The organism is Mycobacterium venezuelense (genome assembly GCF_054919535.1).
This window is the reverse complement of record NZ_JBONDW010000013.1, coordinates 122,124-146,022: the sequence shown is the minus strand read 5'-3', so window position 1 is coordinate 146,022 and position 23,899 is coordinate 122,124. Positions and strand designations below refer to the sequence as shown.

20 protein-coding genes and 1 pseudogene are annotated in these 23,899 nt (G+C 65.7%); 15 read left to right on the top strand and 6 right to left on the bottom strand.

Annotated features, from left to right (window positions below; genetic code table 11):
• Positions 1-5: 5 nt before the first annotated feature.
• Positions 6-1,118 (bottom strand): alpha/beta fold hydrolase, encoded by a 1,113-nt coding sequence (locus ACRCUN_RS21515; protein WP_462143648.1) that lies wholly within the window; start codon positions 1,116-1,118, stop codon positions 6-8.
• A gap of 18 nt (positions 1,119-1,136) precedes the next feature.
• On the opposite strand from ACRCUN_RS21515, the gene ACRCUN_RS21510 reads away from it, so the two are divergent.
• The 4 genes from ACRCUN_RS21510 to ACRCUN_RS21495 all read left to right on the top strand — a co-directional run bounded on the left by ACRCUN_RS21510 (position 1,137) and on the right by ACRCUN_RS21495 (position 5,853).
• Entirely contained in the window at positions 1,137-2,093 is a 957-nt protein-coding gene (locus ACRCUN_RS21510; RefSeq protein ID WP_462143647.1) for a LysR family transcriptional regulator, read from the top strand.
• Positions 2,094-2,177: 84 nt separating this feature from the next.
• Positions 2,178-3,533, top strand: a complete 1,356-nt coding sequence (gene hisD / locus ACRCUN_RS21505; protein ID WP_462143646.1) for a histidinol dehydrogenase — start codon at positions 2,178-2,180, stop codon at positions 3,531-3,533.
• A gap of 13 nt (positions 3,534-3,546) precedes the next feature.
• Positions 3,547-4,392: a nitrilase-related carbon-nitrogen hydrolase gene (locus ACRCUN_RS21500; RefSeq protein WP_462143645.1), complete on the top strand. Its 846-nt coding sequence runs from the start codon at positions 3,547-3,549 to the stop codon at positions 4,390-4,392.
• A gap of 12 nt (positions 4,393-4,404) precedes the next feature.
• Entirely contained in the window at positions 4,405-5,853 is a 1,449-nt protein-coding gene (locus ACRCUN_RS21495) for a purine-cytosine permease family protein (RefSeq protein ID WP_462143644.1), read from the top strand.
• A 19-nt stretch (positions 5,854-5,872) separates the two neighbouring features.
• Here the strand turns inward: ACRCUN_RS21495 and ACRCUN_RS21490 are convergent, their stop codons facing one another.
• Positions 5,873-6,769 (bottom strand): helix-turn-helix transcriptional regulator, encoded by an 897-nt coding sequence (locus ACRCUN_RS21490; RefSeq protein WP_462143711.1) that lies wholly within the window; start codon positions 6,767-6,769, stop codon positions 5,873-5,875.
• 19 nt (positions 6,770-6,788) lie between these two features.
• On the opposite strand from ACRCUN_RS21490, the gene ACRCUN_RS21485 reads away from it, so the two are divergent.
• Positions 6,789-8,474, top strand: a complete 1,686-nt coding sequence (locus ACRCUN_RS21485) for an AMP-binding protein (protein WP_462143643.1) — start codon at positions 6,789-6,791, stop codon at positions 8,472-8,474.
• Complete coding sequence (locus ACRCUN_RS21480) at positions 8,471-10,084, top strand: AMP-binding protein (protein WP_462143642.1); 1,614 nt, start codon at positions 8,471-8,473, stop codon at positions 10,082-10,084. The genes ACRCUN_RS21485 and ACRCUN_RS21480 overlap by 4 nt, the downstream gene beginning before the upstream one ends.
• An 81-nt stretch (positions 10,085-10,165) precedes the next feature.
• Here ACRCUN_RS21480 and ACRCUN_RS21475 read toward each other — a convergent pair whose 3' ends face one another.
• Both ACRCUN_RS21475 and ACRCUN_RS21470 read right to left on the bottom strand, forming a co-directional pair.
• Positions 10,166-10,918, bottom strand: coding sequence for an IclR family transcriptional regulator (locus ACRCUN_RS21475; protein WP_462143641.1), 753 nt, complete (start codon positions 10,916-10,918; stop codon positions 10,166-10,168).
• Positions 10,915-12,378 carry an APC family permease gene (locus ACRCUN_RS21470; RefSeq protein WP_462143640.1) on the bottom strand — a complete coding sequence of 488 codons (1,464 nt, stop codon included), beginning with the start codon at positions 12,376-12,378 and terminating at the stop codon, positions 10,915-10,917. The genes ACRCUN_RS21475 and ACRCUN_RS21470 overlap by 4 nt, the downstream gene beginning before the upstream one ends.
• A gap of 254 nt (positions 12,379-12,632) precedes the next feature.
• On the opposite strand from ACRCUN_RS21470, the gene ACRCUN_RS21465 reads away from it, so the two are divergent.
• From ACRCUN_RS21465 to ACRCUN_RS21445, 5 genes are all read left to right on the top strand, one after another.
• A complete protein-coding gene (locus tag ACRCUN_RS21465) occupies positions 12,633-14,132 on the top strand; it encodes an aldehyde dehydrogenase family protein (protein WP_462143639.1) in 1,500 nt (499 codons plus the stop codon).
• A 107-nt stretch (positions 14,133-14,239) separates the two neighbouring features.
• Positions 14,240-15,697 (top strand): APC family permease, encoded by a 1,458-nt coding sequence (locus ACRCUN_RS21460; RefSeq protein ID WP_462143638.1) that lies wholly within the window; start codon positions 14,240-14,242, stop codon positions 15,695-15,697.
• The gene (locus ACRCUN_RS21455; protein WP_462143637.1) at positions 15,697-17,622 is read left to right on the top strand and encodes a primary-amine oxidase; all 1,926 of its coding nucleotides are present in this window, start codon (positions 15,697-15,699) and stop codon (positions 17,620-17,622) included. The genes ACRCUN_RS21460 and ACRCUN_RS21455 overlap by 1 nt, the downstream gene beginning before the upstream one ends.
• Before the next feature lie 3 nt (positions 17,623-17,625).
• Positions 17,626-18,030 carry a hypothetical protein gene (locus ACRCUN_RS21450; RefSeq protein ID WP_462143636.1) on the top strand — a complete coding sequence of 135 codons (405 nt, stop codon included), beginning with the start codon at positions 17,626-17,628 and terminating at the stop codon, positions 18,028-18,030.
• Positions 18,031-18,056: 26 nt separating this feature from the next.
• Entirely contained in the window at positions 18,057-18,503 is a 447-nt protein-coding gene (locus ACRCUN_RS21445) for a hypothetical protein (protein WP_462143635.1), read from the top strand.
• Between the two features lie 115 nt (positions 18,504-18,618).
• Here the strand turns inward: ACRCUN_RS21445 and ACRCUN_RS21440 are convergent, their stop codons facing one another.
• A complete protein-coding gene (locus ACRCUN_RS21440) occupies positions 18,619-19,059 on the bottom strand; it encodes an STAS domain-containing protein (protein WP_462143634.1) in 441 nt (146 codons plus the stop codon).
• Positions 19,060-19,262: 203 nt separating this feature from the next.
• Between ACRCUN_RS21440 and ACRCUN_RS21435 the strand changes: the two are divergent.
• Both ACRCUN_RS21435 and ACRCUN_RS21430 read left to right on the top strand, forming a co-directional pair.
• Positions 19,263-19,850: pseudogene (locus ACRCUN_RS21435) on the top strand (TetR/AcrR family transcriptional regulator); the annotation flags it as partial.
• Positions 19,824-20,384 (top strand): MEDS domain-containing protein, encoded by a 561-nt coding sequence (locus ACRCUN_RS21430; protein WP_462143710.1) that lies wholly within the window; start codon positions 19,824-19,826, stop codon positions 20,382-20,384. The pseudogene ACRCUN_RS21435 and the gene ACRCUN_RS21430, both read left to right, overlap by 27 nt.
• 4 nt (positions 20,385-20,388) lie before the next feature.
• Here ACRCUN_RS21430 and ACRCUN_RS21425 read toward each other — a convergent pair whose 3' ends face one another.
• Positions 20,389-21,075 (bottom strand): hypothetical protein, encoded by a 687-nt coding sequence (locus ACRCUN_RS21425; protein WP_462143633.1) that lies wholly within the window; start codon positions 21,073-21,075, stop codon positions 20,389-20,391.
• Between the two features lie 55 nt (positions 21,076-21,130).
• Here ACRCUN_RS21425 and ACRCUN_RS21420 point away from each other — a divergent pair, with 55 nt between their 5' ends.
• Together ACRCUN_RS21420 and ACRCUN_RS21415 are read left to right on the top strand one after the other, a co-directional pair.
• The gene (locus ACRCUN_RS21420; protein WP_462143632.1) at positions 21,131-21,859 is read left to right on the top strand and encodes an ATP-binding cassette domain-containing protein; all 729 of its coding nucleotides are present in this window, start codon (positions 21,131-21,133) and stop codon (positions 21,857-21,859) included.
• A gap of 14 nt (positions 21,860-21,873) precedes the next feature.
• Positions 21,874-23,868 carry a YhgE/Pip family protein gene (locus tag ACRCUN_RS21415; RefSeq protein ID WP_462143709.1) on the top strand — a complete coding sequence of 665 codons (1,995 nt, stop codon included), beginning with the start codon at positions 21,874-21,876 and terminating at the stop codon, positions 23,866-23,868.
• Positions 23,869-23,899 lie beyond the last annotated feature (31 nt).

The window sequence follows — 23,899 nt, the reverse complement described above, 5'->3', positions numbered from 1 at the left end:
CTGGTTCAGCGCACGGTGTCGAAGAAGGTCCGGACGTCCTCGACGAACAGCTCGGGCTGTTCGAACGCCGCGAAGTGCCCGCCGCGCGGCATCGTCGTGTAATGCGTGACGTTGTAACCGGTCTCGCACCAGCTCCGTGGTGCACGCAGGATCTCCATCGGGAACGACGCGATACCGGTCGGCAGCGTCACGTAGCCGCCGCCCCCGAAGGTGTCGTGGCTTTCCCAGTACAGTCGCGCCGAGGATGCGGCCGACGCCGTCACCCAATAGAGCATGACGTTGTCGAGCAGTTCGTCACGGCTGAGCACGTTTTCGGGATGGCCGTCGCAATCCATCCACGACCAGAACTTCTCGACGATCCACGCGAGCTGACCGACCGGGGAGTCGACCAAGCCGTAGCCGACGGTTTGCGGCCGGGTCGACTGCTGCTTCATGTAGCCCGAATCCCATTTGCGGTAGTACTCGATGCGGGCCAGCGCCTTCTGCAGATCCTCGGTCATTTCGCCGATGCCTTCTGATGGCGGCTGCGCGATCGGCATATTCACATGGATGCCGACGCAATTGCCGACGTTACGGCCGATCTGCGTCGTGACCGCAGCACCCCAGTCACCGCCTTGCGCACCGTACCTCTCATAGCCCAGCCGGGACATGAGCGTGTCCCAGGCCTGTGCGACCTTGCCGATGCCCCATCCGGTCGTCGTTGGCTTGCCGGAGAATCCGTAGCCCGGCAGCGACGGGCACACCACGTGAAAACCGGCCTCGGTCAACGGTTCGATCACCTTGTGGAATTCGACGATCGACCCGGGCCAGCCGTGCGTGATGACGAGCGGAAACGCGTCTTCACGGGCCGAGCGCTGGTGGATGAAGTGGATGTCGAGCCCGTCGATCTCGGTGGTGTAGTGGTCGAATCGGTTGAGCGCGGCCTCCCGCGACCGCCAGTCGTACTCGGTGGCCCAGTACTCGGCCAGTTCGCGCGTGTAGCTCAGCGGAATGCCCTGGGTCCAGCCTTCGACGCATTCCGGCTCGGGCCAGCGGGTGCGGGACAGGCGTTGCTTGAGATCGTCGAGATCGGCGTCGGGTACGGCGATGCGGAACGGGCGGATCAACGAGTCGGTCATGGGTCAATACTGCACGGTATGACGCTCAATCAACTTCGGGCTTTCGTCGAAGCGCACCGCCTCGGCTCGTTCACCGCCGCCGCCGATGCGCTGGCCGTCGCCCAGGCGTCGATCTCGGAACTGGTGCGCCGTCTCGAAGAAGAGCTCGAAACTCAGTTGTTCGTGCGCGGCAGTCGCAGGCTTGCCCTCACCGCCGCAGGTCAAGAGCTGTTGCCCTATGCCGAGCAGGCCGTGCATGCGGCCGATGGCGGCGTGCATGCGGTGCGGTCACTCGGCTCGCTCGGCGGGGGGACCGCAACGTTCGGTGTGCCGCGCAATGCGGATTACTACTTGCTGTCGAGTCTCGTGCAGACCTTTCACATGCGCTATCCCGCAGTGCGCGTGCGGTTGGTCGGCCAGAACTCCGCCGAGACCGCCGCGGCGATACAGGCCGGTGAGATCGAGGCGGGCATGCTCATTCTGCCGATCGACGATGAGGATTTGTCGGTCCGCCCGTTGCTGCGCGACGAGGTCTTCTACGTGACGGCCGATCCGGCCCGCGCGGCGAAACCCGTTAGCATCCAACAATTCTCCGAGGCTGATCTCGTGCTTTACGACGCCCACTACGGCTGGAAGGATCCGACGCGCCGCCAATTGGCTGAGCGTGCACAACTGGCCGGTCTGCGGTTGGAGCCGATGATCGAGATCGAACATGTCGAGGCCGCGCTGAAGCTCGTCGCGGGCAAGGTGGGCGACACGATCGCCAGCGGCGCTGTCATCGACAGCGAAGCGTTCCCGGCGGGCCTGTACACCGCACCGTTCGCCGAGCCGTTGTACGACGTCATCGCTCTCGCACAGCATCGCGCTCGTCCGCTGTCCAACGCCACCCGCGAGTTCGCGCGCCTCGCCGAAGACACCATTCGTGAGTTGCACACCCAATCCGCGCTGTCCGGCCACAACGACGTTGCCCCGCTCATCGCCCGCCGAGCACGCTGAAGCAGTACATATAGGCTTTTCCTTTGGTTAACGCAGGAGTCGCCCATCTAGTCCTTTGTTTGTTTTCGGCCTACCGTCGCCGGCATGCAGATCACGACCGATGAAGCTCGCACCCTCGGCCCTTTCACCTGGCTGAAGAAGCCCGAAGTCGACGGCCCGCCTGCGCAGCGCGATCCGAAGGTGGTCGAGCGGGTGTCGCAGATGCTGCTCGACATCGAACGCCGGGGCCTCGACGCGGTGCGTGCCTACGCCCAGGAACTCGACGGGTGGTCGGGCCCGCTCGAAATCAGCGCCGACGAACTGCGCAAGAGCGGTGACGCCCTCCCGGCCGACGTGCGTGAGGCATTGGAACTCGGCTACGAGCGCACCAACCGGTTCGCGGTCGCACAACGCGCGCGGCTGACCGATTTCGAGATCGAACTCGCGCCCGGAGTGAGCGGAGGCGTTCAGTACGTCCCCGTCAACCGGGTGGGGGCCTACCTGCCCGCCGGTCGGTTCCCGCTCCTGGCCAGCGCGTTCATGACCGTCGGCGTCGCCAAGGCGGCCGGGGTTCCCACGGTGCTCGCGTGTACACCGCCGTCGGGTGAGCACGGTGCCCACCCCGCGGTGCTGTACGGGGCCTACCTGTCGCGCGTTGATTCGGTCTTCGCGATCGGCGGCGTACAGGCCCTGGGCGCCATGGCATTTGGCCTCATCGGCGACGGACCGGTCGACATGCTCGTCGGCGCGGGCAACGCGTTCGTCACCGAAGCCAAACGTCAGCTGTTCGGCCGGGTCGGAATCGATCTGCTGGCGGGTCCGTCCGAGGTCGCCGTGCTCGCCGACGAGACGGCAGATCCGGACTGGGTCGCCGCAGACCTGCTGGGCCAGGCCGAACACGGTCCGAACTCGCCGGCCGCCCTGATCACCACGTCGGAGATGTTGGGCCGCAAGGTGATCGAGGCGATCGACCGGCAGCTTGAGACGTTGGCGACGCGTGAGGTCGCCGGGCCGGCGTGGCGCGACTTCGGATCGGTGGTCGTCGCCACCGATGCCGAACAGGCCGCGGCGATCGCCGACGTTCTCGGACCTGAGCACCTCGAAGTGCAGACCGCTGACGACGACTACTACCTCAAGCGTCTGCGCAACTACGGTTCGCTGTTTCTGGGCAGGTGGAGCACCGTCGCGTACTCCGACAAGGGCATCGCCGGCACCAACCACGTGCTTCCGACCGGCAAGACGGCCCGCTACAACGCCGGCCTCTCGGTTTCGCGATTCGTCAAACCACTGACGTATCAGCGGGCGGCCCGCGAGGCGACCGCCGAACTGGCGCCCGCGGTCGAGCGGATCTCGGCATTCGAAGGACTGGCTGCGCACGAGGCAACGGCCACGATCAGAATTGAAGAGATCGGTCGTAACTCAGCGGTTTTCGACGGCACGCCCGCGGCGAGCCGCCGATGAAGGGAAGGTCTGGATGAACAGGAAGCTACGCGTCTCGGCGGTCACCCCCGACATCGTGATCGGTGATCTCGATGGCAACCTCACACGGCTGCACACCGCCCTCCGGGCGATCGAGTGGACGCGCCCGCATCTGGCGGTGTTGCCCGAGCTCGCGACGAGCGGATATGTGTTCACCGACATCGACGAGGCCCGAACCCTGGCCTTGCGCGCCGACGATGCGCGGTTGACCGCCCTGGCCGATGACGTCCCCGCGGATTGCGTCGCAGTGGTGGGCTTCGCGGAGGCCGACGGTGACACCCTGTACAACTCGGCCATCGTGATCGGTGACGGCAGGGTTTTCGGCACCTACCGCAAAGCACACCTGTGGGCGGCAGAGCCCGAGGTCTTCGCGACCGGCGTCGAGGCGGGGACGATCATCGACACCCCGATCTGCCGGCTCGGGGTCGCGATCTGTTACGACAACGAATTCCCCGAGTTACCAAGAAGACTCGCCCTGCGCGGAGCTGAGGTGCTGGCCCTGCCGGTCAACTGGCCGCTGGCGGATCGGCCGGAGGGCGAGCATGCCCCCGAAACCATCCAGGCGATGGCTGCCGCGCGGTCGTCGCAACTGGCGACCGTGATCGCCGACCGCCGCGGCACCGAACGCGGTGTCCGGTGGACCGGCGGCACCGCCGTGATCGGCCCGGACGGCTGGATCAAGGCAACGCCACAGGGCGACGAGACGATCGCGACCGCCGTCCTGGACCTGACCGACAGCAAGACGATCGGTGATCTCAACGACGCACTGGCCGATCGCCGCCCCGATCTGTATGGCGACCTTGTCGAATCTGGCGGGGCCGCAGCCACTATCCCTGACTAGGAACGAGATCTCATGGCCACCGACTCTGCATCGATCGAATCGAAGTCGATCGATTGGATTCCGCTCGACGAACGCCGCGGCAAGCCCTCGATGCTGTTTCCGCTGTGGTTCATGTCGAATGCGAATCTCACCACCCTTGCCACGGGCATGGTCGGTGCGGCCCTTGGCGCGTCGTTTCTGACGTCGTTGGTGGCCATCGTGCTCGGTGCCGCCGTGGGGACGGTGTTCACCGCGTTTCACTCCGCGCAGGGCCCACAGCTGGGCCTGCCGCAGATGATCCAGTCGCGAGCGCAATTCGGGTACCGCGGCGTCGTGGTGATCTGCGCCGTCGTGATCTTCAGCATCGTGGGTTTCAACATCTTCAACCAGATCCTGGCCGGTGATGTGCTCACCATGACCACCGGCGTCGATGCCCGCAATCTGTGGTTCGTGCTCATCACCGGGCTTGCGCTTGCCCTCGCCATCTACGGCTACCACTGGATCCATCGCGTCCAAAACTGGCTCACCTGGCTGTTTTTGGCGACCTTCGGGGTCTTCACAGTCGTCGCACTCATCACGCTGCACGTGCCGCACGGCCAGTTCGGATTCGCCGGGTTCAGCTGGTCGGCCTTTCTCGTCCAGTTCGCCGCGGCCGCGGCATACGCCTTGGGCTGGGCCCCGTATGTCTCCGATTACTCCCGGTATCTGCCGCCCCAGACGAGCCCAGGCAAGGCGTTGGTCTACACGTATGGCGGGGTGTTCGTCGGCAGTTCGTGGCTGATGGTCCTTGGAGCGTTCGTCGCAGCGCTGTTCGCCGACGTCTCACCGCTGGAGGCCGTCAAGCAGGCGGCTGACGGCATCCTGCCCGGCGCCGGGTTGTGGCTGCTCGTCGCGGCGCTGCCGGGTCTGGTCACGGTCATCACGGTCAACATCTACGCGTCGTCGATCGAGTTGATCACGATCATCGACTCGTTCCGGGCGGTGTCGCCGACTCGCAGGCTGAGGGTTGGCGCATGTGTGGTGATCGGCTTGGCCGGCCTGTCGGGCGCAGTGTTGAGTACAGGCGAATTTCTCGACAACTTCAGCAGTTTCCTGGTGATCTTGTTGTACCTGCTGGTGCCGTGGACGTCGGTGAATCTCGTCGATTACTACTTCGTCCGCCGCGGCCGCTATGCGATTCGCGAGATCTTCGTGCCCCGAGGCGGCGTGTACGGCACCTGGGGTTGGCGCGGTTTGGCTGCCTATGCGATCGGAATCGTCGCGATGATCCCGTTCGTGGTCACGGTCTGGTACACGGGCCCGGTCGCCAAGGCCCTCGGCGACGTCGACATCGCGCTGTTCGTCGGGTTGTTCGCGTCCGCGATCGCCTATGTGCTGATGGCGAGATCGCTCGACCTGGCCGGGGAACAGGCCAAGGCGCACAGCGATGCGCACGAGCACGGCTTCGAGGCGGTCAGTTTCGAATCGGCCCGCCAGCACTAACGTGGCCGAAGCCTCTCGATCAGGGAATCTGGCGGAGTCTGCGGGCTTTGGAAACCGCCTCGTGACGATTCCGGGCACCCAATTTGGCTGCCGCGCTGCGCAAATAGCTTTTCACCGTCTCGGGCTTCAGTGAAAGGCGTTGAGCCGCCTCGGCATTCGTGCAGCCGAGCGCCACTTGTGCCAGCACGTCGAGCTCTCGGGCGGTGAGCGGGGCGCTCGTCGGGGTCTCGCCGTGCAGGGCGCCGGCCAAGCGGTCGGCGAGGTCGCGTAACTGTCCGGCCAGAGCGGGCGTTTCGGCGGCGAGCCTGCGGAGGTCGGCATGCACTTCGCGGATCTGCTCGGTGTCGGCGGGCTCGTCAGTGAAGCTCGTCAGCTGCGCCTCGCGCATCCGCATCCGCCGGTCCACTTCGTCGCGCACGCGCAGTTCTTCGCTGAGTCGCCGTGCCGATGCCACCATCGCCGCGGCCGTGCGGTCGCCGATCGGGGCCGATTGCCGGTAGGCGCCGTACAGGACGGCACGCGCCTGGCCGTCGACGACAACCGGAACCGCCAGGATTGAACGGATGCCCTCCGAGAGCACCGGCCCGTCGTAGTCATGGGTGATGGCCGAGGCTCGCCGGTAATCGGCCACCGAGATCGGACGGCGGGCCACCATGGTCGCACCGCCCAAACCGGCGCTCGGCCGCACCGCGAGCCCGCGCATCGCGCCCGTGCGGGTCCCGAAGAACTCGCTGAGCAGCAACGTGTCGCCATGTATCTCGCCGCCGAACGTCAACGGCAGACCCGTCTCACCGGCCATTTGGCGCAGCTCAGCGCGCACCGCATCGGCATCGCGCGGTCGCAGCAACGTCGGTCGGACAGGCACGGGCAATACCCTCTTTCGGGGGTAGCGACGGACAAGTGTGACGTAGAGCATAGCTGTCATGAATGTCGACATGACCAACACGGACCGCTACCGCAGCGCTCGCGACGAGCTCGTCGCGAGCATCGCCGATTACGACAAGGCCGTCGAGACATTCGCCTGGCCAGAGCTGAGCGGGACCTTCAACTGGGCGATCGACTGGTTCGACACCATCGCCAAAGACAACTCGCGCACCGCGTTGTGGATCGTCGAGGAGGACGGAACCGAGCAGAAGGTCAGCTTCGCCGACATGGCCGAGCGCTCCGATCGTGTCGCGACCTGGCTGAGAAGCCTCGGCGTCGGGCCGGGCGAACGCGTCCTATTGATGCTCGGCAACCAGGTCGAACTGTGGGAGGCGATGCTGGCGATCGCCAAGCTGGGCGGTGTCATCATGCCGACCACGGGCGCCCTTGGCCCGGCCGACCTGGCCGACCGCATCGACCGCGGCGGCGCACGGTTCGCGATCGCCAACGCGGCCGATACGGGCAAGTTCGCCGACGTGCCCGGCGACTACACGCGCATCGTCGTCGGTGGACCGGCCGATGGCTGGTACGACTACTCCGAGGCGTACGCCGTCGAGCCGGTTCGGTTCGAAGCCACCACGACGGTCGACGACACGATGCTCATCTACTTCACGTCCGGTACCACCAGCAAGCCGAAGCTCGTCGAGCACTCCCAGGTCAGCTACCCCGTCGGGCACTTGTCGACCATGGCCTGGATCGGCGTGAAGCCGGGCGACGTGCACCTCGCGATCAGCTCACCGGGCTGGGCGAAACATGCCTGGAGTTGCTTCTTCGCGCCGTGGATCGCCGAGGCGACGATCTTCGTCTACAACTACAGCCGGTTCGACGCATCGGCACTGCTGCACCAGCTGCGCCGGGCCAACGTGAACACGTTCTGCGCGCCGCCGACCGTCTGGCGCATGCTCATCCAGTCCGATCTCGGTGACAAGCCCGAGGGACTGCGCGAGATTCTCGGAGCCGGTGAACCGCTCAACCCGGATGTCATCGCGCAGGTCGAAAACGCCTGGGGCCTGACCATTCGCGACGGGTTCGGCCAGACCGAGACCACCCTGCAGGTTGGCAACACCCCGGGTCAGCCGGTCAAGCCCGGCTCGATGGGCCGGCCCATGCCGGGCGTCCCGGTCGTGCTCGTCGACCCGATCACCGGTGAGCTCGCCGATGAGGGCGAGATCTGCCTGGACCTCTCGGCGAATCCACGAAACCTCATGACGGGTTACCTCGGTGATCCGCAACGCAACGAAGCCGTCATGGCCGGTGGCTACTACCACACCGGCGACGTCGCCAGTCGCGACGCCGACGGCTACATCACCTACATCGGGCGCACCGACGACGTGTTCAAATCCAGCGACTACAAGGTGTCACCGTTCGAGCTGGAAAGCGTGCTCATCGAACATCCGGCCGTCGTGGAGGCCGCGGTGGTGCCCCAGCCCGACGACACCCGCCTCGCGGTGCCCAAGGCCTACGTCGCGCTGGCCGAGGGGTGGGAAGCCAACGCCGACACCGCGAAAGAGGTCATGGCCTACGCCCGCGATCACCTCGCGCCGTACCTGAAGGTGCGCCGGGTCGAGTTCTTCGACCTGCCCAAGACGATCTCCGGCAAGATCCGCCGCGTCGAGCTGCGCAAGCGTGAAGACGTGGCACACCAAGCCGGCGAACAGATTTCGACCGAATACCGATACGAGGATCTGCTGGGATGACGATCTCCTATGACGCCGGGCCCACCGATGCGCCCCTGCTCGAGGACACCATCGGCGCGAACTTCGAACGGATCGCCGCTGGCCGGCCGGACGGCGAGGCGCTCGTCGACGTGGCCTCAGACCGACGCTGGACCTATGCCGAGCTCAACGCCGAGATCGACACGGTGGCCCGCGGTTTGATGGCCCTCGGCATCGAGAAGGGCGATCGGGTCGGCATCTGGGCGCCGAACTGTGCCGAGTGGGTGATGGTCCAGTTCGCGTCGGCGAAGATCGGCGCGATCCTGGTCAACATCAACCCGGCCTACCGCACGCATGAACTCGCCTACGTGCTCAAGCAATCCGGCGTGCGGATCCTGGTCTCGGCCACGTCGTTCAAGACCTCGGACTACGTGGCGATGGTCACCGAGGTGCGCCCACAGTGCCCGGCGCTGACCGACGTCGTGTTCCTGGGCACCGAGGACTGGAGCCGGCTCCGCGCCGAGCAGGTCGACGACGAACAGTTGCGCCAACGACTTGCCGGGCTGGCCAACACCGATCCCATCAACATCCAATACACGTCAGGGACAACGGGTTTCCCCAAAGGCGCGACCCTGAGTCACCGCAACATCCTCAACAACGGGTACTTCGTCACCGAGCTCATCAACCTCACATCCGAGGACCGGCTGTGCATCCCGGTGCCGTTCTATCACTGCTTCGGCATGGTCATGGGCACGCTGGGGGCGATCTCGCACGGTGCGACGATCGTCATCCCCGCGCCGGGATTCGATCCCGGCGCGACACTGGCCGCGATCGAGTCCGAGCGTTGCACCGGTGTGTACGGCGTGCCGACGATGTTCATCGCGATGCTCGGACATCCCGACTTCGCGAGCTTCGATCTGTCCACCTTGCGCACCGGCATCATGGCCGGCTCGGTCTGCCCGGTCGAGGTGATGAAACGCGTTGTGGCCGACATGCACATGGCCGAGGTGGCGATCTGCTACGGCATGACCGAGACGTCACCGGTGTCCTGCCAGACGTTGTTCGACGACGATCTCGAGCGCCGTACCGCCACGATCGGGCGGGCGCACCCGCATGTCGAGATCAAGATCGTCGATCCCGACACCGGTGAAACCGTGCAACGCGGCCAACCCGGCGAATTCTGTACGCGGGGGTACTCGGTCATGCTGGGCTACTGGGACGACGAGGCCAAAACCCATGAAGCCGTGGACGACGAGAACTGGATGCACACCGGCGATCTCGCGGTCATGCGGGAGGACGGCTACTGCACGATCGTGGGCCGTATCAAGGACATGGTGATCCGCGGCGGCGAGAACGTTTATCCGCGCGAGATCGAAGAGTTCCTCTACACCCACCCCGATGTCGACGACGCCCAGGTGATCGGAGTTCCCGACGCCAAATACGGCGAGGAGATCTGTGCGTGGATCCGGATGAAGCCAGGCCGTGCCGGGCTGGACGCCGATGCGGTGCGGGCATTCGCGACCGGCAAGCTCGCGCACTACAAAATCCCGCGCTACGTGCACATCGTCGACGAATTCCCGATGACGGTGACCGGCAAGATCCGCAAGGTCGACATGCGCGCCGAGAGTGTGCGGATTCTGGGGCTCGATTAGTCGTCGCCGGCTTTTCGCGTGAGTAACGCCAGGGCGGAAAAATTGCCGAATCTTCGCCGCTGCGTTACTCACGCGGGCACGTCACGCCAAGAGCGGGCTCAGCCTTGACGAGTACTCGGCAAGCGTCGGGACCTGGCGCAGAAGTAGCTGGTCCTGATCGGCCCGTCCGGACATCGCGACTGCCGCGACCAGAGCCCCGGCCGGTGAGCGCACCGGCACCGCGACACATGCGGAGTCGGCGCGCAGTTCACCGGTTTGCGTGGCGACATCCCGGCCACGGATGATCTCCAACTGTTCGGCCAGCACGGATCTGGACGTCACCGTGCGATCGGTCAGGGCTCTCAAGGGGTATGTCAGCAGCTCGTCGGCATCACGCTTCTCGGCCAGCAGCAGCTTGCCCACGGCGCAGGCGTAGAGATGGTGGTTCAGTACCGATTCCTCTGCGGGCGGCGGGTATTCGTCGTCAGAGTCGGCGATGCGCACCGACGTGTTGGTGAAGTAGAACAGGTGCACCCCGAACCGCACCGAAAGCCTGAGCTCGGCAAGCGCATCGCGGGCGGCCGTACAGACGTTGGGCGATACCGCGGCGTCGATCAGCACGCCCATCCGCGGTCCCAGCGAGAAGCCGGACAGGTCGGGCAGCCGCACGATATAGCCGTCTGCGACAAGGAGATTGAGCATGCGGTAGGTCGTTGCCGAGGGCATCGACAGCTGCTCGGCGATCTCTTTCGCCGTCACGCCAACCCCGGCGAGCGCGACCGCTTCCAAGACCTGCAACGCGCTCTGCACAGCCTTGGGCTGACGACCCGAGAGCGCACCGTCGGCGGGGCTCATCGGCGCACCTCCCACGGGTTGTAGTCCGCGAACACGTCGCCGGCGACGGTTTCGTCGAACACGCCGACCCGCTCGGCAAGGTCGGGGACCGCGCGGTGCCGGACGGCGAAGACCACGAAACCTGTTGCCAGAAGCGCACAGTACACGGCGGTGGCGATCCACACCGGGGATTCGACAGTCAGGGCGGCCCAGCCGATGATCGCGACCATCATGGCCGCCGTCGCAAGCCCGACCACCAAAGGCACGCGGGTGAGTTCACCGATTCGCCGCAGGAACGCCGGGGTCGCGAGGCACACCAGCAGGTAGGCGCCGATGTACCCGTGTGCCGAGACCGCCAGCAGGCCGATCAGCACCTCGCGGCTGGAACCGGAGATGAACAGGTAGCAGACCGGTACCGCGACGATGACGGGCATGGTCAGACATAGCGCGACATGCGGAGTGCGGTAGGTGCGGTGGGCACGACCGATCCGCTCCGAGACCACGCCTTCGCGCCCCATCGCGAACAGCGTGCGCGACAGCGCGGTCGTCGACCCGATGACACACGCGAACCACGATGCGGTGATGCCGAGTTCCATCACGACCGACAACACCACCGGCGCGGTACTCGCGGATTCCGGCAACGTGAGCACGATCGGGACCGAACCGATTCCAGCTCGGATGCTGCCCGTGGATTGCATTGCGGCCGCGAAGGTGTAGAGCACGCCGAGTGCGAGGGGAGTCCAGCGGATGGCGCGGGTGACGGTGAGGAACGGTCGTTGGGCTTCGCGGGCGACGGTGCCCGCGCTCTCGAACCCGACGTAGGACGTGATCGCCAGCAGGAGCGCGAAGCCCAACGCCGAATGAGATTCGACAGCTGACGTTTTCGGTGGATCGTGCCCACCGGTCATGGACCCGGTGAACGCGATGATCAACACCGCCGCGGCGGCGGCGATCGCGAACACCTCGATGGCCAACGTGATTCGAGCCGACAATCGAATGCCGCGCACCATCAGGATCAGCGCGACGGCACCGACAAGGACGGCCAGCACCGCGATGGTGACCTGTGAGCCCGCCACGCCCAGGCGGCTCAGCAGTGCCGTGAGATAGCTTGCGGCGCCGAGTGTGCTGGCCATCGCCGCCGCCGCATAACCGATGACGACAGACCAACCGGCCGCGATGCCCGGGATGGGGCCGAGACCCTTGACCGTATAGCTGTAGAGACCGCTCACCGCGACCATGCGCGTGGAAAACTGAGTGACGCAATAACCGACGGCGGTCATCAGCAATGCCGTCACCACGAACACGGCCAGTGTCGCGCCGCCGGCAGCGGGCAGAACCAGCGCGGGCAGCGTCACCATGACCGCCGACGGGGCCACCGCCGACACCGACTGGCCCAGCACCTGTACGAACGACAACTGCGCGCGCCGGAGCCCCGAGACCGGCGAGCTGCTCCTCATCCCTTTTCGGGGTTGCCGTCCCATCCGTCGCAACGTAGCCGATCGCCGGTGGCGGTCACAGCGTTGTCAGGTAAATCTTCGACAACTTCAAATGAGAATCCCCATCCGTCACAACCCCGCGCCAGCCATGGTTCCGGTGTCAAGACACCGCGATCTGCGAATACTTCGAACGCCGAATGGGAATTCCGCGATGACGTCAAATGAGAATCCGGAATGGCGAAATACCCATTCGAAATAAGTGGTGACGCGCACCACAGCGTCGCGTAATTATGGCCTGCATGACAACCGCGCTCAGCTCCGATCTGGACCCACGCACCATCGAATTCATATCGCGTCCGCGGCAGATGTACGTCGATGGCCAATGGGTCGAAGCCGCGTCGGGCCGCCGCTTCGACACCGTCGACCCCGCCACCGAGCAAGTGATCACGACGGTCCCGGACAGCGGTGTCGAAGACGTCGAGCGCGCGGTGCGTGCCGCTCGACGATCCTTCGAGGACGGGCCATGGCCGACGATGACACCGGCGGATCGGCAACGCATCCTGTGGCGGATCGCCGAGGGCATCACCGCCAGGGCGGACCAGTTCGCGCAGTTGGAGACCATCGACAACGGCAAGTCGGTGGCCGTCGCGAAAGCAGTCGACGTCACATGGGCCGCCGAGATCTTCTACTACTACGCCGGTTGGGCCACGAAGATCGAGGGCCGCACCATCCCGGTGTCGGTGCCGTGGGCGCCCGGCGGCCGCTTCCATGCCTTCACGCTGCGTGAACCGGTTGGCGTCTGCGCACAGATCATCCCGTGGAACTTCCCGCTCGTCATGGCCGCGTTCAAGGTGGCGCCGGCCCTGGCCTGCGGCAACACGGTCATCCTCAAGCCGGCCGAGCAAACACCGCTGACCGCGCTGCTGCTGGCCGAGGTGATCGCCGAGGCCGGATTACCCGACGGCGTGTTCAATCTGCTGACCGGCTTCGGCGACATCGGAGCGGCCTTGTCCGCCCACCCCGATGTCGACAAGGTGGCCTTCACCGGGTCGACCGAGGTGGGCCGCAAGATCGTCACCGCCGCATCGGGCAACCTCAAGAAGGTCTCGCTGGAACTCGGCGGCAAAAGCCCACAGGTCGTCTTCGCCGACGCCGACCTTGAGGCCGCGATACCAGGCGCGGCCAGCGGATTCCTGTTCAACCACGGACAGACGTGCACTGCGGGCACGCGCCTGTTGGTCGAAGACCGGATCTTTGACGAGTTCACCGCGGGCGTCGCCGAGTACGCCGCGGGTCTTCGCATCGGTCCCGGTCTCGACCCCACCAACGACATCGGACCGCTGGTGTCGGGTGAGCAGCTCGCCAAGGTCACCGGATATCTCGACGCCGGCATCGGGCAAGGCGCCCGGGCGCTGGCCGGCGGCGGGCGGCACGGTGACACCGGCTTCTACGTGCAGCCGACCCTGCTCGTCGACGTAGACCGGGATTTCAGCGTCTACCAGGAGGAAATCTTCGGGCCGGTGGCTGTCGCCGTGCCCTTCAACCGTGACAAGGGCGTGCGCGAGGCCGCCAACGACACCCCGTACGGCCTGGCGGCCAGCGTGTGGACTCGCGACGTGTCGACGGCGCACCGCGTGGCCGCGCAGATCAAGGCAGGCACGGTGTGGATCAACTGCCACAACGCGTTCGACACCGCGCTGCCGTTCGGCGGCTACAAACAATCCGGCTGGGGCCGCGAACTCGGTGAGGGCGCGATCGCCGAATACACCCAGACGAAAGCCGTCAACATCGCCCTCTGAATTCCCCCTCAAATGAGAATTCGGCATTCCGGCCATTCTCATTTGAACCCACAGAAGCCTTACCGCACCGCAACCACCGCACATTCAATTGCACCGAAAGTAATGCCATGACAACTGATGCAGTACCCAAGCCTGGTGTGGCCACCGGCCGTCAGGCTCATCGACTGGCGGGCCGGCTCGGCCCCACCGCGATCGTGTTCATGGTCGTGGCGGCGGCCGCACCGCTCACCGTCGTGGCCGGGACCTTCCCGATCGGCATCGCCGCGGGCAACGGCGCCGCCTTCCCGGCCTCCTACGCGGTGTGTACCGCCGTACTGCTGCTGTTCGCGGTCGGGTTCACCGCGATGGCTCGCCACATCCGGGGTGCGGGAGCGTTCTACACCTACATCGCGCACGGCTTCGGTCGCCATGTCGGTCTCGGCGCGGCATTCCTGGCCTTGCTGTCCTACACCGCGGTCCAAGGCGGGGTGTACGGCTACATCGGTGCGGCGATCGACGGGTTCGTGACGGCGCACGGCGGTCCGTCGCTGCCCTGGTATCTGTACGCGCTGGCGATGCTGGCCATCGTCGGAATGCTCGGCTACCGCCACATCGAGTTGTCCGGAAGGGTTCTCGGTGTCTTGTTGATCTGCGAGGTCGGCATCGTCCTGGTGATCAACCTCGCGGTGATCGGCCGTGGCGGCGCGGAAGGGCTGTCGACGGCGGTTCTGCACCCCGGGAACTTCTTCTCCGGCGCACCTGGCATCGCGCTGATCTTCGCGCTGGCCGGCTACATCGGCTTCGAGGCCACCGCGGTGTTCCGGGACGAGGCCCGCGATCCGGCGCGCACCATTCCGCGCGCCACTTACGTCGCACTGCTGCTGATCGGCGGCTTCTACGCACTGAGCAGCTGGGCCATGGTCAGCGCCTGGGGCGACGGGGGCGTGGTGGCCATGGCCGCCGACAACCCGGAAGGCATCCTGACCGAGACCGCGACCCGCTACGTCGGATCGGTGACCGGCGACCTGGTCCAGATCTTCCTGATCACAAGTCTTTTCGCGGCGCTGCTGTCCTTCCACAACGTGCTGTCGCGCTACATCTTTTCGCTCGGCAACACCCGGGCATTGCCGCAGCGCTGCGGTCGCTCACACATCCGGCACTCGTCGCCCCACATCGCGTCGGTCGTGCAGACGGTCTCCGCGCTGGTGCTCATCGTGGCATCGGTGCTGGCCCACCTCGACCCCGTCACACAGGTGTTCGCGTGGTTCGTCGGCGCGGCGTCGGTCGGCATCGTGGTCCTGATGACGCTGACGTCCGCGGCGGTCGTCGTGTACTTCCGCCGGACGCGGTTCGACACGCGGGTCTGGCACACGCTGGTCGCACCCGGCCTCGGTTTCGTCGGACTGGCTTCGCTTTCGGTCCTGACCGCCGCGAACCTGCCGCTGCTCGTCGGCGGCTCGGCAGCCCTTGCCGCGGTCATCGGTGTGCTGCTGGCTGGAACATTCCTCGGCGGCGCCGCGGTCGCGGTACTGCGCCCGCACGCCGGTCATCACGAAAACATCGAAATCGCAAAGGAGATCGCATAATGACCGCAACTATCGAGCCCACTCAGAAAACCGAGGCACCCGATCACCCGCTTACACCGCTCAACGCCGATGAGATCCGCGCTGTACGCCGCATCGTCGCTGACAACGGTCTGCTCGGCGACAGCGTGCGCTTCGTCTACGTCGCGCTCGACGAGCCGCACAAGGACACCGTGCTCGCGTTCACGCCGGGTGATCCGATCGACCGTAACGCCCGGGTCTTGTTGCTGGACCGCTCCACCGGTCAAGGCAGTGACCTCGTCGTGTCGATCACCGACGAGCTCATCGTCTCCCAGGTGTCGGTCGACAGCGCGCTCGACGGCCACGTGCCCATCCTGGACCAGGAGTTCGAGGACATCGAGTCGTTCCTGCTCGAGTGCCCCGAATGGGTCGAGGCCATGCGCAAGCGCGATCTCGTGCCGGCCAACGTGCGCGCGGTTCCGTTGTCGGCCGGGGTGTTCGGGCACGAGGACGAAGTAGGCCGGCGCATCGTGCGCGTGCTCGGGTTCTACCAGTACGACGCCGCCGACCTGCCGTGGGCGCACCCGATCGACGGCGTGGTGGCCTACGTCGACCTCACCAAGCGCACGGTCGTCAAAGTCATCGATGAGATCGAGCTCCCGCTGCCCGTCGAGCGTGGTCAATGGGATGCCGAGCCGCACGCCACGCCCGTCCGCACGGATCTGAAACCCATCGAGATCACTCAACCCGAAGGACCGAGTTTCAGCGTCGACGGCAACCAGATCAGCTGGGCCGATTGGAAATTCCGATTCGGGTTCGACGTGCGCGAAGGGTTGACGCTGCATCAGCTGTCGATCGACGGCCGTCCGGTCGTCTACCGCGCGTCGATCGCCGAGATGGTGGTGCCCTATGCCGACCCCTCGCCGGTCCGCTACTGGCAGAACTACTTCGACCAGGGCGAGTACCTGTTCGGCCGCTACACCAACTCGCTGGAACTGGGCTGTGACTGCCTCGGTGAGATCAAGTACTTCGACGTCACAATCGCCGACGAGGACGGCCACCCGAGGCTCATGAAGAACGCGATCTGTTTGCACGAAGAGGATTTCGGTGTGCTCTGGAAGCACACCGATCTGTTCAACGGCATGGCCGAGGTGCGTCGCTCGCGCCGTCTGGTGATCTCGTTCTTCCTGACGATCGGCAACTACGACTACGGCTTCTACTGGTACCTCTACCTCGACGGCACGATCGAGCTGGAAGCCAAGGCCACCGGCATCGTGTTCTCGTCGGCGTACCGCGGTCCCGACGGGTACGCCACCGAGATGGCTCCCGGTCTCGGTGCGCCGTTCCACCAGCATCTGTTCTCCGCCCGCCTGGACATGGCGGTGGACGGCAACACCAACACCGTCGAGGAAGTCGACGCGGTGGCGGTACCCGTCGGCCCGGAAAACCCGTGGGGCAACGCATTCCGCCCGCAGAAGACCAAGCTGACACGCGAATCCCAGGCGATGCGCGTCGCCGACAACCTCAAGGCCAGGGTCTGGCACATCACCAACCCGACCAAGCAGAACCGGCTCGGCCAGAATGTCGGCTACGCACTGCATCCGGAGGGCCAGCCGGTATTGCTGGCCGACCCGTCGAGTTCGATCGCCAAGCGGGCAGCGTTCTCGACGAAGCATCTCTGGGTGACGAAATACGATCCGGCCGAACGGTATCCGGCAGGCCAGTTCGTCAACCAGCATCCCGGCAATGCGGGGCTGCCGTCCTACGTCGCGCAGGACCGCGACATCGACGGTGAGGACGTCGTGGTCTGGCACACGTTCGGCCTGACCCACTTCCCGCGGCCCGAGGACTGGCCGGTGATGCCGGTGGACTACGCCGGGTTCAAGCTCAAGCCGGTCGGCTTCTTCGACCGAAATCCCGCGTTGAACGTTCCGGCAGCGCCGAAGTCGCATTGCTGCGAGGATTGAGCCATGTCTACCGTCCACACGACCGCCGTTCTCGGGCGGCGGTCGTGTGCGGTGCTCGCTGCGAGTTCGGCGTTACTGCACGTCTACATGCTCACTCACGCCCCCAACCCGGTGGCCGGTGGTTTGCTCGCGGCGATGATCGCCGGCTGCCTGTACTGCGCGCGTGATCTGTGGCAGCGCGGCACGCCGGGCATCTGGTGCACCGTCGCGCTGATGAACCTCGCGATGGTCGCGTTGCACACCCCGATGCCCGCGCATCATCACAGTGCTGGCCCGGCCGCCGTGCCTGCCCAGTCGACGGTGATGACACTGACCGTGCTGCTCGCACTCGCCGAGGTCGCGATCGCCGGGGTGGTGCTCTACTGCGTCACCCGCAACCGGTCGGTCACCGGCCCGCCGGTGGTGTGAACGGTGTTCCGCCATAATTGGCGTACGTGTGGACTCCGACGCTCGTCCTGATCGCTGCCACGACCCTTCTGGCCTGCGCGTTGCTGGGCGGGGGACTCTACGAAGTCCTGGTTGTCGACCCGGCCTGGCCGAAACGTCCCGGCATCATCCAGGCACATAACGGCGGACTTTCGCGACGGCGGTTCTGGATTCCAGCCCACACGGTCTTCGAGGTTCTGCTGATCGTCACGCTGATCGCCGCGTGGGGCCACATCGACGTCAGACTCGCGCTGCTGATCGCACTCGTCAGCCATGTGGTGATGCGGGTGTGGTCACTGGTCGACTTCGTGCCCAAGGCGGTGGCGTTCGAGAAGGCCGACCCGGTCGGTGTCGACGAGGGCGCAGCCGTCCGCTGGACCAGGCGCAGTGTGCTGCGGCTGCCGCTCGATGCGATCACGTGCGTGGCACTGCTGGCGGCACTGGTCGCGGCGTGAAAACCCGACCGCCAAACCGGGTTGGGACTTCGTTGCCCCGGGAACTTATGGAATGGCCGGAGCTGGCTGGTTGCGTCTGTGCTCCGGCAAGGCGATGTGCGGATGCAATCCGGCGTTAAGCACCTAGCGTTGATCCCACATTGCCGTCCCCCGTGGCAGCGTCATGGAGTGCGGCGTCGAGGCTCTGGTAAGTGTCGAAGCTATTGCGGTGACCACTGATCTCCAGCAGGCGATCGACACAGCGGGCTCCGGCCACCAATCGGAACTTGCTTGAGCACTCGTTGTTTTCAGTCGATGCCTGGACTTGCAGCAAGGCCTGCAGACCGGCGACACCGAGAAACTCGATTCTCGACAGGTCGATCACGACTGTTGCCGGGCTGGTATCGAATGCCTTGAGCAGTTCTGCTCTGAGCTCGTCGGCGCTGCACGCGTCGAGCGCTCCGGTCACCGAGCACAGGCTCACGCCGGGCCAGGGCTGGCTCGTGGTCAAGCCGAAAAAGGTGGATCTGGTCGGTATCGGGTGGTTTCTGACAGTGGGTTTGATCAGGTGAGACATCCAGACCTCCGGTCATGGATCGTTTGTTGTTCGGCTCCGCCCAACCCGATTTCTACACGCGAGGCGGCCAGTCCCGGGCCGTGCCGCGAAGGAGATTGCCTCGACGGATGCCGGTTCCTCGGCTGCGTCTCAACCGTTCCCCATTCCTATCACGCACAGACCGGTCTGTACACCGGTGCAGGCCCAAGCGCTATGCTCGACGAATGCGGGGCCAGGTGACCGCGGCGAGTGCACGCGAACGAATTTTGGCGACGGCCTACGAACTGTTCGCCCGGCGCGGCATCCGCGATGTCGGCATCGACGAGGTGATCGCCCGGGCGGGCGTCGCAAAAGCCTCGCTGTACAAGCACTTCCGCAGCAAAGACGACCTCGTCCTGGCGTTCCTGGAACGCCGGGAACAACTCTGGACTCGTGAGTTTCTCGAGCAGCAGTCCGACCTCCGCGGCGTCAGCCCCGAAGAGCAACTCCTGGCGATCTTCGACCTCCTCGACGAATGGTTCGACGACGAGGAATTCGAGGCATGTTCGTTCGTGAACGTCTTGTTGGAGATGCGGGCAGGTCATCCGGCCGGGCGGGCGGCGATCGCCTACCTGGACAACATCCGATCGATCGTGCGGCACCGGGCGCTGAAGGCCGGTCTGCGGGATCCCGATGAGTTCGCCCGTAGTTGGCACATGCTCATGACGGGTTCGATCGTGGCGGCGGCCGAAGGGGATCGGCGCGCGGCGCGGCGCGCGAAGGCGATGGCCCGGTCTTTGATCGAGATGCACCGGACCGGCGCTGCGCCGGACGGCCCACACGATCACGTCGTGAACTTCTACGAGACCGACGACGACATGGTCGACGATGTCAGCCGGTTCCTCGGTGATGGCTTGTCCGCCGATGAGGCGGTTGTGGTTATCGCGACTGCTGATCATCGTGATTCCTTGTCCGCCAAGCTGAGTGAGCTCGGTATCGACCTGGCGGCGGCTCGTGCCGACGGTCGTTATCGTTGCTACGACGCCGCCGAAACGCTCGCGGCCTTCACCGTCGACGGTGCGTTGAGCCAAGACCGATTCGTCGAGGTGATCGGCGGTGCCATCGCCGAGGCATCCTCCGGCGGACGCCACGTACGGGCGTTCGGCGAGATGGTGGCCCTGCTGTGGGCCGACGGTAACGTTCAAGGAGCGCTCGAGCTCGAGGCCATGTGGAACGACCTCGCCCGCACGGTGAAGTTCTCGTTGTACTGCGCCTATCCGATGGGCATCGTGAGCCGTGCCGGCGATCTCGCGGGCATGCAGCAGATATGTGCGCAGCACTCCGGCACTGTGTCTGCGCGCGGCTAGCGCCTCAGGCCTCCAACTCTCCGAGAATCTTGCGCTCGATGCTCGCGCGCGTCGTGACCGGCAGCACGATGAGGCCGTCGAGTTCCTTTTGCGCCCGCGAATAGGCGTTCTGGCGTTCCTGTGGTGTGGCGCCGTCGTCGGACGCGAGCCGCAGTAGTTGTTGTGCGCGTGCCAGTCGCTCCTGGGCCTCGGCCGAGAAGTCGCTGCGTCGCCTGCGGATCGCCTCGGCCTCGGCGATATCGAAGGCCGTCACGTATTCGTGGACCGCATCGCGGTATTCGAGTTGCGCGGGGCGGTCGAGGTCACCGACATCGTCGGGCCGCAACAGATCGGCCCTGCTGCGAGCCTTGTGGAAGGCGATGGTGAGCGGATCACGCATATCGGTCATCACCGGGAAGTCGAGGAGTTTGGCGATATCGATCTCGTAATCGAGCCAGCGGGCGTTCGTGCGATCGTGTTGCTCGAGAATCTTCGCCATCTCCCGCCGGTGCGCAGCGTCAGCCGTTTTCGCCGCCCCGGCCGCGCGGGCCATCTCGATCTTGGTCTGCTGCTTGATGCGGTACCGCTCCAGCCGCCGCTCGGCACGCCGTTCGTTGGCGGCTGCGACGGCCTTGATGCCGCCGCCGATCATCCCGCCGAGCGGAAAGATCAGCCGCCAGAAATTCCCTGCGAAATGCAGCAGAGGCTCCACAAACCCCAGAATGCCATTCCCTGTGCGGGCCGTACGGATGTGTTGAGATTGGGCCATGTCGCAGCTAAGTCCCGAGCCTGATGCCGACGAGGACGAGCAAAGACCACCCGCGATCACCGCCCGGGCCATCACGATGCAGGGGCCGTGGGGCCCGGTGTACGGCCCGATCGACCTCGACATCGGCGAAGGCGGCGTCACGGTGCTCGTCGCGCCTTCGGGTACAGGCCGGACGGCGGTGCTGATGACGCTTGCGGGACGCATGCGTCCGGCAGGCGGTGAGCTGACGGTGTTCGGGCGCACTCGGGCCCGCGACATCTTCCGCGTCGCGGCGCTGGCCGGCATCGACGAGCTCGACACGGTGTCCGAATCGGTGACGGTGCGCGATCTCATCACCGAGCAACGCCGTTGGGACGCCGCTTGGTACCGCCTGGTGCGTCGTGCCGATGCGGATGATCTCGCCGCACTGTGCGCGCCGGTGTTCGGTGACCTGCCGTTGCCGTCGCTCACGGAGTACTTCGACGCACTCACCGAACTCGACCAGATCCTGCTGCGCATCGCCCTGGCCAACACCACCAAGCCGCCGCTGTTGGTGGTCGGCAATCTCGACCATCTCACCGATGACCGGAACCGAATCCTGCTGCTGGAGCGGCTGATCGCCCTCGGCGAGCAGCAAACCGTCATCACCGCAAACGTCAACGGGGTGGCCAACTCCGCGGTGTCGCTGTTGACCGTGCCGAACACCACGCCGGCCGAGCTGGCCGCCGCGCAGAAAGGTGGCGAGTAGCCGTGTTAGCCGGAATGTCTCTTGGCACCGACCTCAAACGGTTCTCCCGCGGCACGATGCCACGCATCGCGCTGGTGACGGTGATCCTCATGCCGCTGCTGTACGGCGCGATGTATCTCTGGGCGTTCTGGAACCCGTTCGGCGAGGTCGACAAGGTTCCGGTGGCATTGGTCAACGAAGACCAGGGCGCCGTCGCGCAAGGGCAACAGCTCAAGGCCGGCGACGAGGTCAGCGACGCTCTGGTCGATTCCGGCCAGCTGCAGCTGCACCGGGTTTCGGCCGCCGAGGCCGCCGACGGGGTCGCGAGCGGCAAGTACTACTTCTCGATCACGCTGCCGCCGGATTTCAGCGCAAACATCTCGTCGCCGTCAGGCGGCTCGCCGCAACAAGCCAAGATCCGGTTCACCTTCAACGACGCCAACAACTACCTCGGCTCGATCATCGGACAGAACGCCGCGCGTGAGGTGCTCAACCAGATCAACGCCAAGATCGGCGAACGCACGGTCGGCACAGTCCTGACAGGACTGACCGACGCCGGTGCCGGGCTGGTCAAAGCAGCCGACGGCGCACAACAGCTGGCGGACGGAACGACCGCGGCCAACGACGGCGCACATCGCCTTGCCACCGGGGCTGACGCACTCACCACGGGTTTGGTGACCGCGCGCGACGGTTCCGCGCAATTGGCCGCGGGCACGCGCCAACTGTCGACGGCGGTCGACACCGCAACCGACCCGCTGCTCACGGTGCTCGACCGGGTCGGCGGTCTCGGCCTGGATCCCAACGAGGTCGGCATGGCCGCGCAGCGACTGTCGGGTGCGGTGCGCTCGACCACCGACCGCATCGCCGCGTTGAACATCGACCAGGCCCAGGCCGCCGTGATCGTCGACCAGGCGGTGGGCATCCTGCGCAACAGCCCTGACCCGACGGTGCGTGACACCGGTGAGTTCCTGGCAGGCGCCCAACGGCTGCTGAAGGCGCGCGGTATCGACCCCACGACCGACGACGGCCTCATCCGCTTGCGCGACAACGCCGCCCAGCTGGAGACCGAACTCGGTGACCCGAACAGCAAGCTGCGGACATTCATCACCAAGGCGCTCAACGGAGGCCTGCGTGCCGATGTCGTCAGGCTGCGCGACGGTGCACATCAACTCAACACCGGAGCGCAACAGCTCAACAGCGGTCTGGTTCAGCTGACCAACGGAAGCCGCCAATTGTCCAACGGTGCAGACGAACTCGCCAACGGCACCGAACAGCTGCAGGGCGGCAGCCGGCAGCTCGCGACGGCGCTGCGGGAAGGCTCGACGCAGGTTCCGTCATGGACGCCGCAGCAGCGCACCGAGGTCGCGCGGACGTTGGCGGCGCCCGTCGCGCTCGACATCCAGACCCATAACCCGGCCGCCACGTTCGGCACCGGATTCGCGCCGTTCTTCCTGCCGCTCGCACTGTTCATCGGCGCTCTGATCATATGGATGCTGTTGACGCCGTTGCAATCTCGTCCTGTGGTGAACGGCCTCGGCGCATTACGGGTGGTGCTGGCGTCGTACTGGCCCGCGCTGTCGATCGTGGCGTGCCAGGTGGCGGTGATGTATGTGGTCGTGCACTTCGGTGTCGGGCTGCAGGCCAAGTATCCACTGGCGACGGTCGCGTTCCTGGTACTCGTCGGAGCCGCCTTCCTGGCGCTCATCCAGGCATTCAACGCGCTGTTCGGGGTGTCGGTCGGCCGCGTGGTCACGTTGGCGTTCCTGATGCTGCAACTCGTGTCGGCGGGCGGCATCTATCCGGTGGAGACCACTGCCAAACCCTTCCAGATCTTGCATCCGGTCGATCCGATGACCTACGCGGTCAACGGGCTTCGCCAGCTGATCGTCGGTGGGATCGACTCTCGGCTGTGGATCGCGATCGGCGTGCTCATCGGATTGCTGGCGGTGTCGTTGGCCGCGAGTTCGTGGGCCGCCCGGCGAAACCGGCAGTACACGATGGATCGGCTGCATCCACCCATCGAAGTGTGATGTGGCGCCCGCGGCGCTCGCGGGGCGACAC

Excerpts from the sequence above, each read along its gene's own strand:
- ACRCUN_RS21515 (WP_462143648.1), bottom strand. The coding sequence starts at position 1,118 with ATGACCGACTCGTTGATCCGCCCGTTCCGCATCGCCGTACCCGACGCC.
- ACRCUN_RS21510 (WP_462143647.1), top strand. The coding sequence starts at position 1,137 with ATGACGCTCAATCAACTTCGGGCTTTCGTCGAAGCGCACCGCCTCGGC.
- hisD (WP_462143646.1), top strand. The coding sequence starts at position 2,178 with ATGCAGATCACGACCGATGAAGCTCGCACCCTCGGCCCTTTCACCTGG.
- ACRCUN_RS21500 (WP_462143645.1), top strand. The coding sequence starts at position 3,547 with ATGAACAGGAAGCTACGCGTCTCGGCGGTCACCCCCGACATCGTGATC.
- ACRCUN_RS21495 (WP_462143644.1), top strand. The coding sequence starts at position 4,405 with ATGGCCACCGACTCTGCATCGATCGAATCGAAGTCGATCGATTGGATT.
- ACRCUN_RS21490 (WP_462143711.1), bottom strand. The coding sequence starts at position 6,769 with ATGCTCTACGTCACACTTGTCCGTCGCTACCCCCGAAAGAGGGTATTG.
- ACRCUN_RS21485 (WP_462143643.1), top strand. The coding sequence starts at position 6,789 with ATGACCAACACGGACCGCTACCGCAGCGCTCGCGACGAGCTCGTCGCG.
- ACRCUN_RS21480 (WP_462143642.1), top strand. The coding sequence starts at position 8,471 with ATGACGATCTCCTATGACGCCGGGCCCACCGATGCGCCCCTGCTCGAG.
- ACRCUN_RS21475 (WP_462143641.1), bottom strand. The coding sequence starts at position 10,918 with ATGAGCCCCGCCGACGGTGCGCTCTCGGGTCGTCAGCCCAAGGCTGTG.
- ACRCUN_RS21470 (WP_462143640.1), bottom strand. The coding sequence starts at position 12,378 with ATGGGACGGCAACCCCGAAAAGGGATGAGGAGCAGCTCGCCGGTCTCG.
- ACRCUN_RS21465 (WP_462143639.1), top strand. The coding sequence starts at position 12,633 with ATGACAACCGCGCTCAGCTCCGATCTGGACCCACGCACCATCGAATTC.
- ACRCUN_RS21460 (WP_462143638.1), top strand. The coding sequence starts at position 14,240 with ATGACAACTGATGCAGTACCCAAGCCTGGTGTGGCCACCGGCCGTCAG.
- ACRCUN_RS21455 (WP_462143637.1), top strand. The coding sequence starts at position 15,697 with ATGACCGCAACTATCGAGCCCACTCAGAAAACCGAGGCACCCGATCAC.
- ACRCUN_RS21450 (WP_462143636.1), top strand. The coding sequence starts at position 17,626 with ATGTCTACCGTCCACACGACCGCCGTTCTCGGGCGGCGGTCGTGTGCG.
- ACRCUN_RS21440 (WP_462143634.1), bottom strand. The coding sequence starts at position 19,059 with ATGTCTCACCTGATCAAACCCACTGTCAGAAACCACCCGATACCGACC.
- ACRCUN_RS21430 (WP_462143710.1), top strand. The coding sequence starts at position 19,824 with ATGCACCGGACCGGCGCTGCGCCGGACGGCCCACACGATCACGTCGTG.
- ACRCUN_RS21420 (WP_462143632.1), top strand. The coding sequence starts at position 21,131 with ATGTCGCAGCTAAGTCCCGAGCCTGATGCCGACGAGGACGAGCAAAGA.
- ACRCUN_RS21415 (WP_462143709.1), top strand. The coding sequence starts at position 21,874 with ATGTCTCTTGGCACCGACCTCAAACGGTTCTCCCGCGGCACGATGCCA.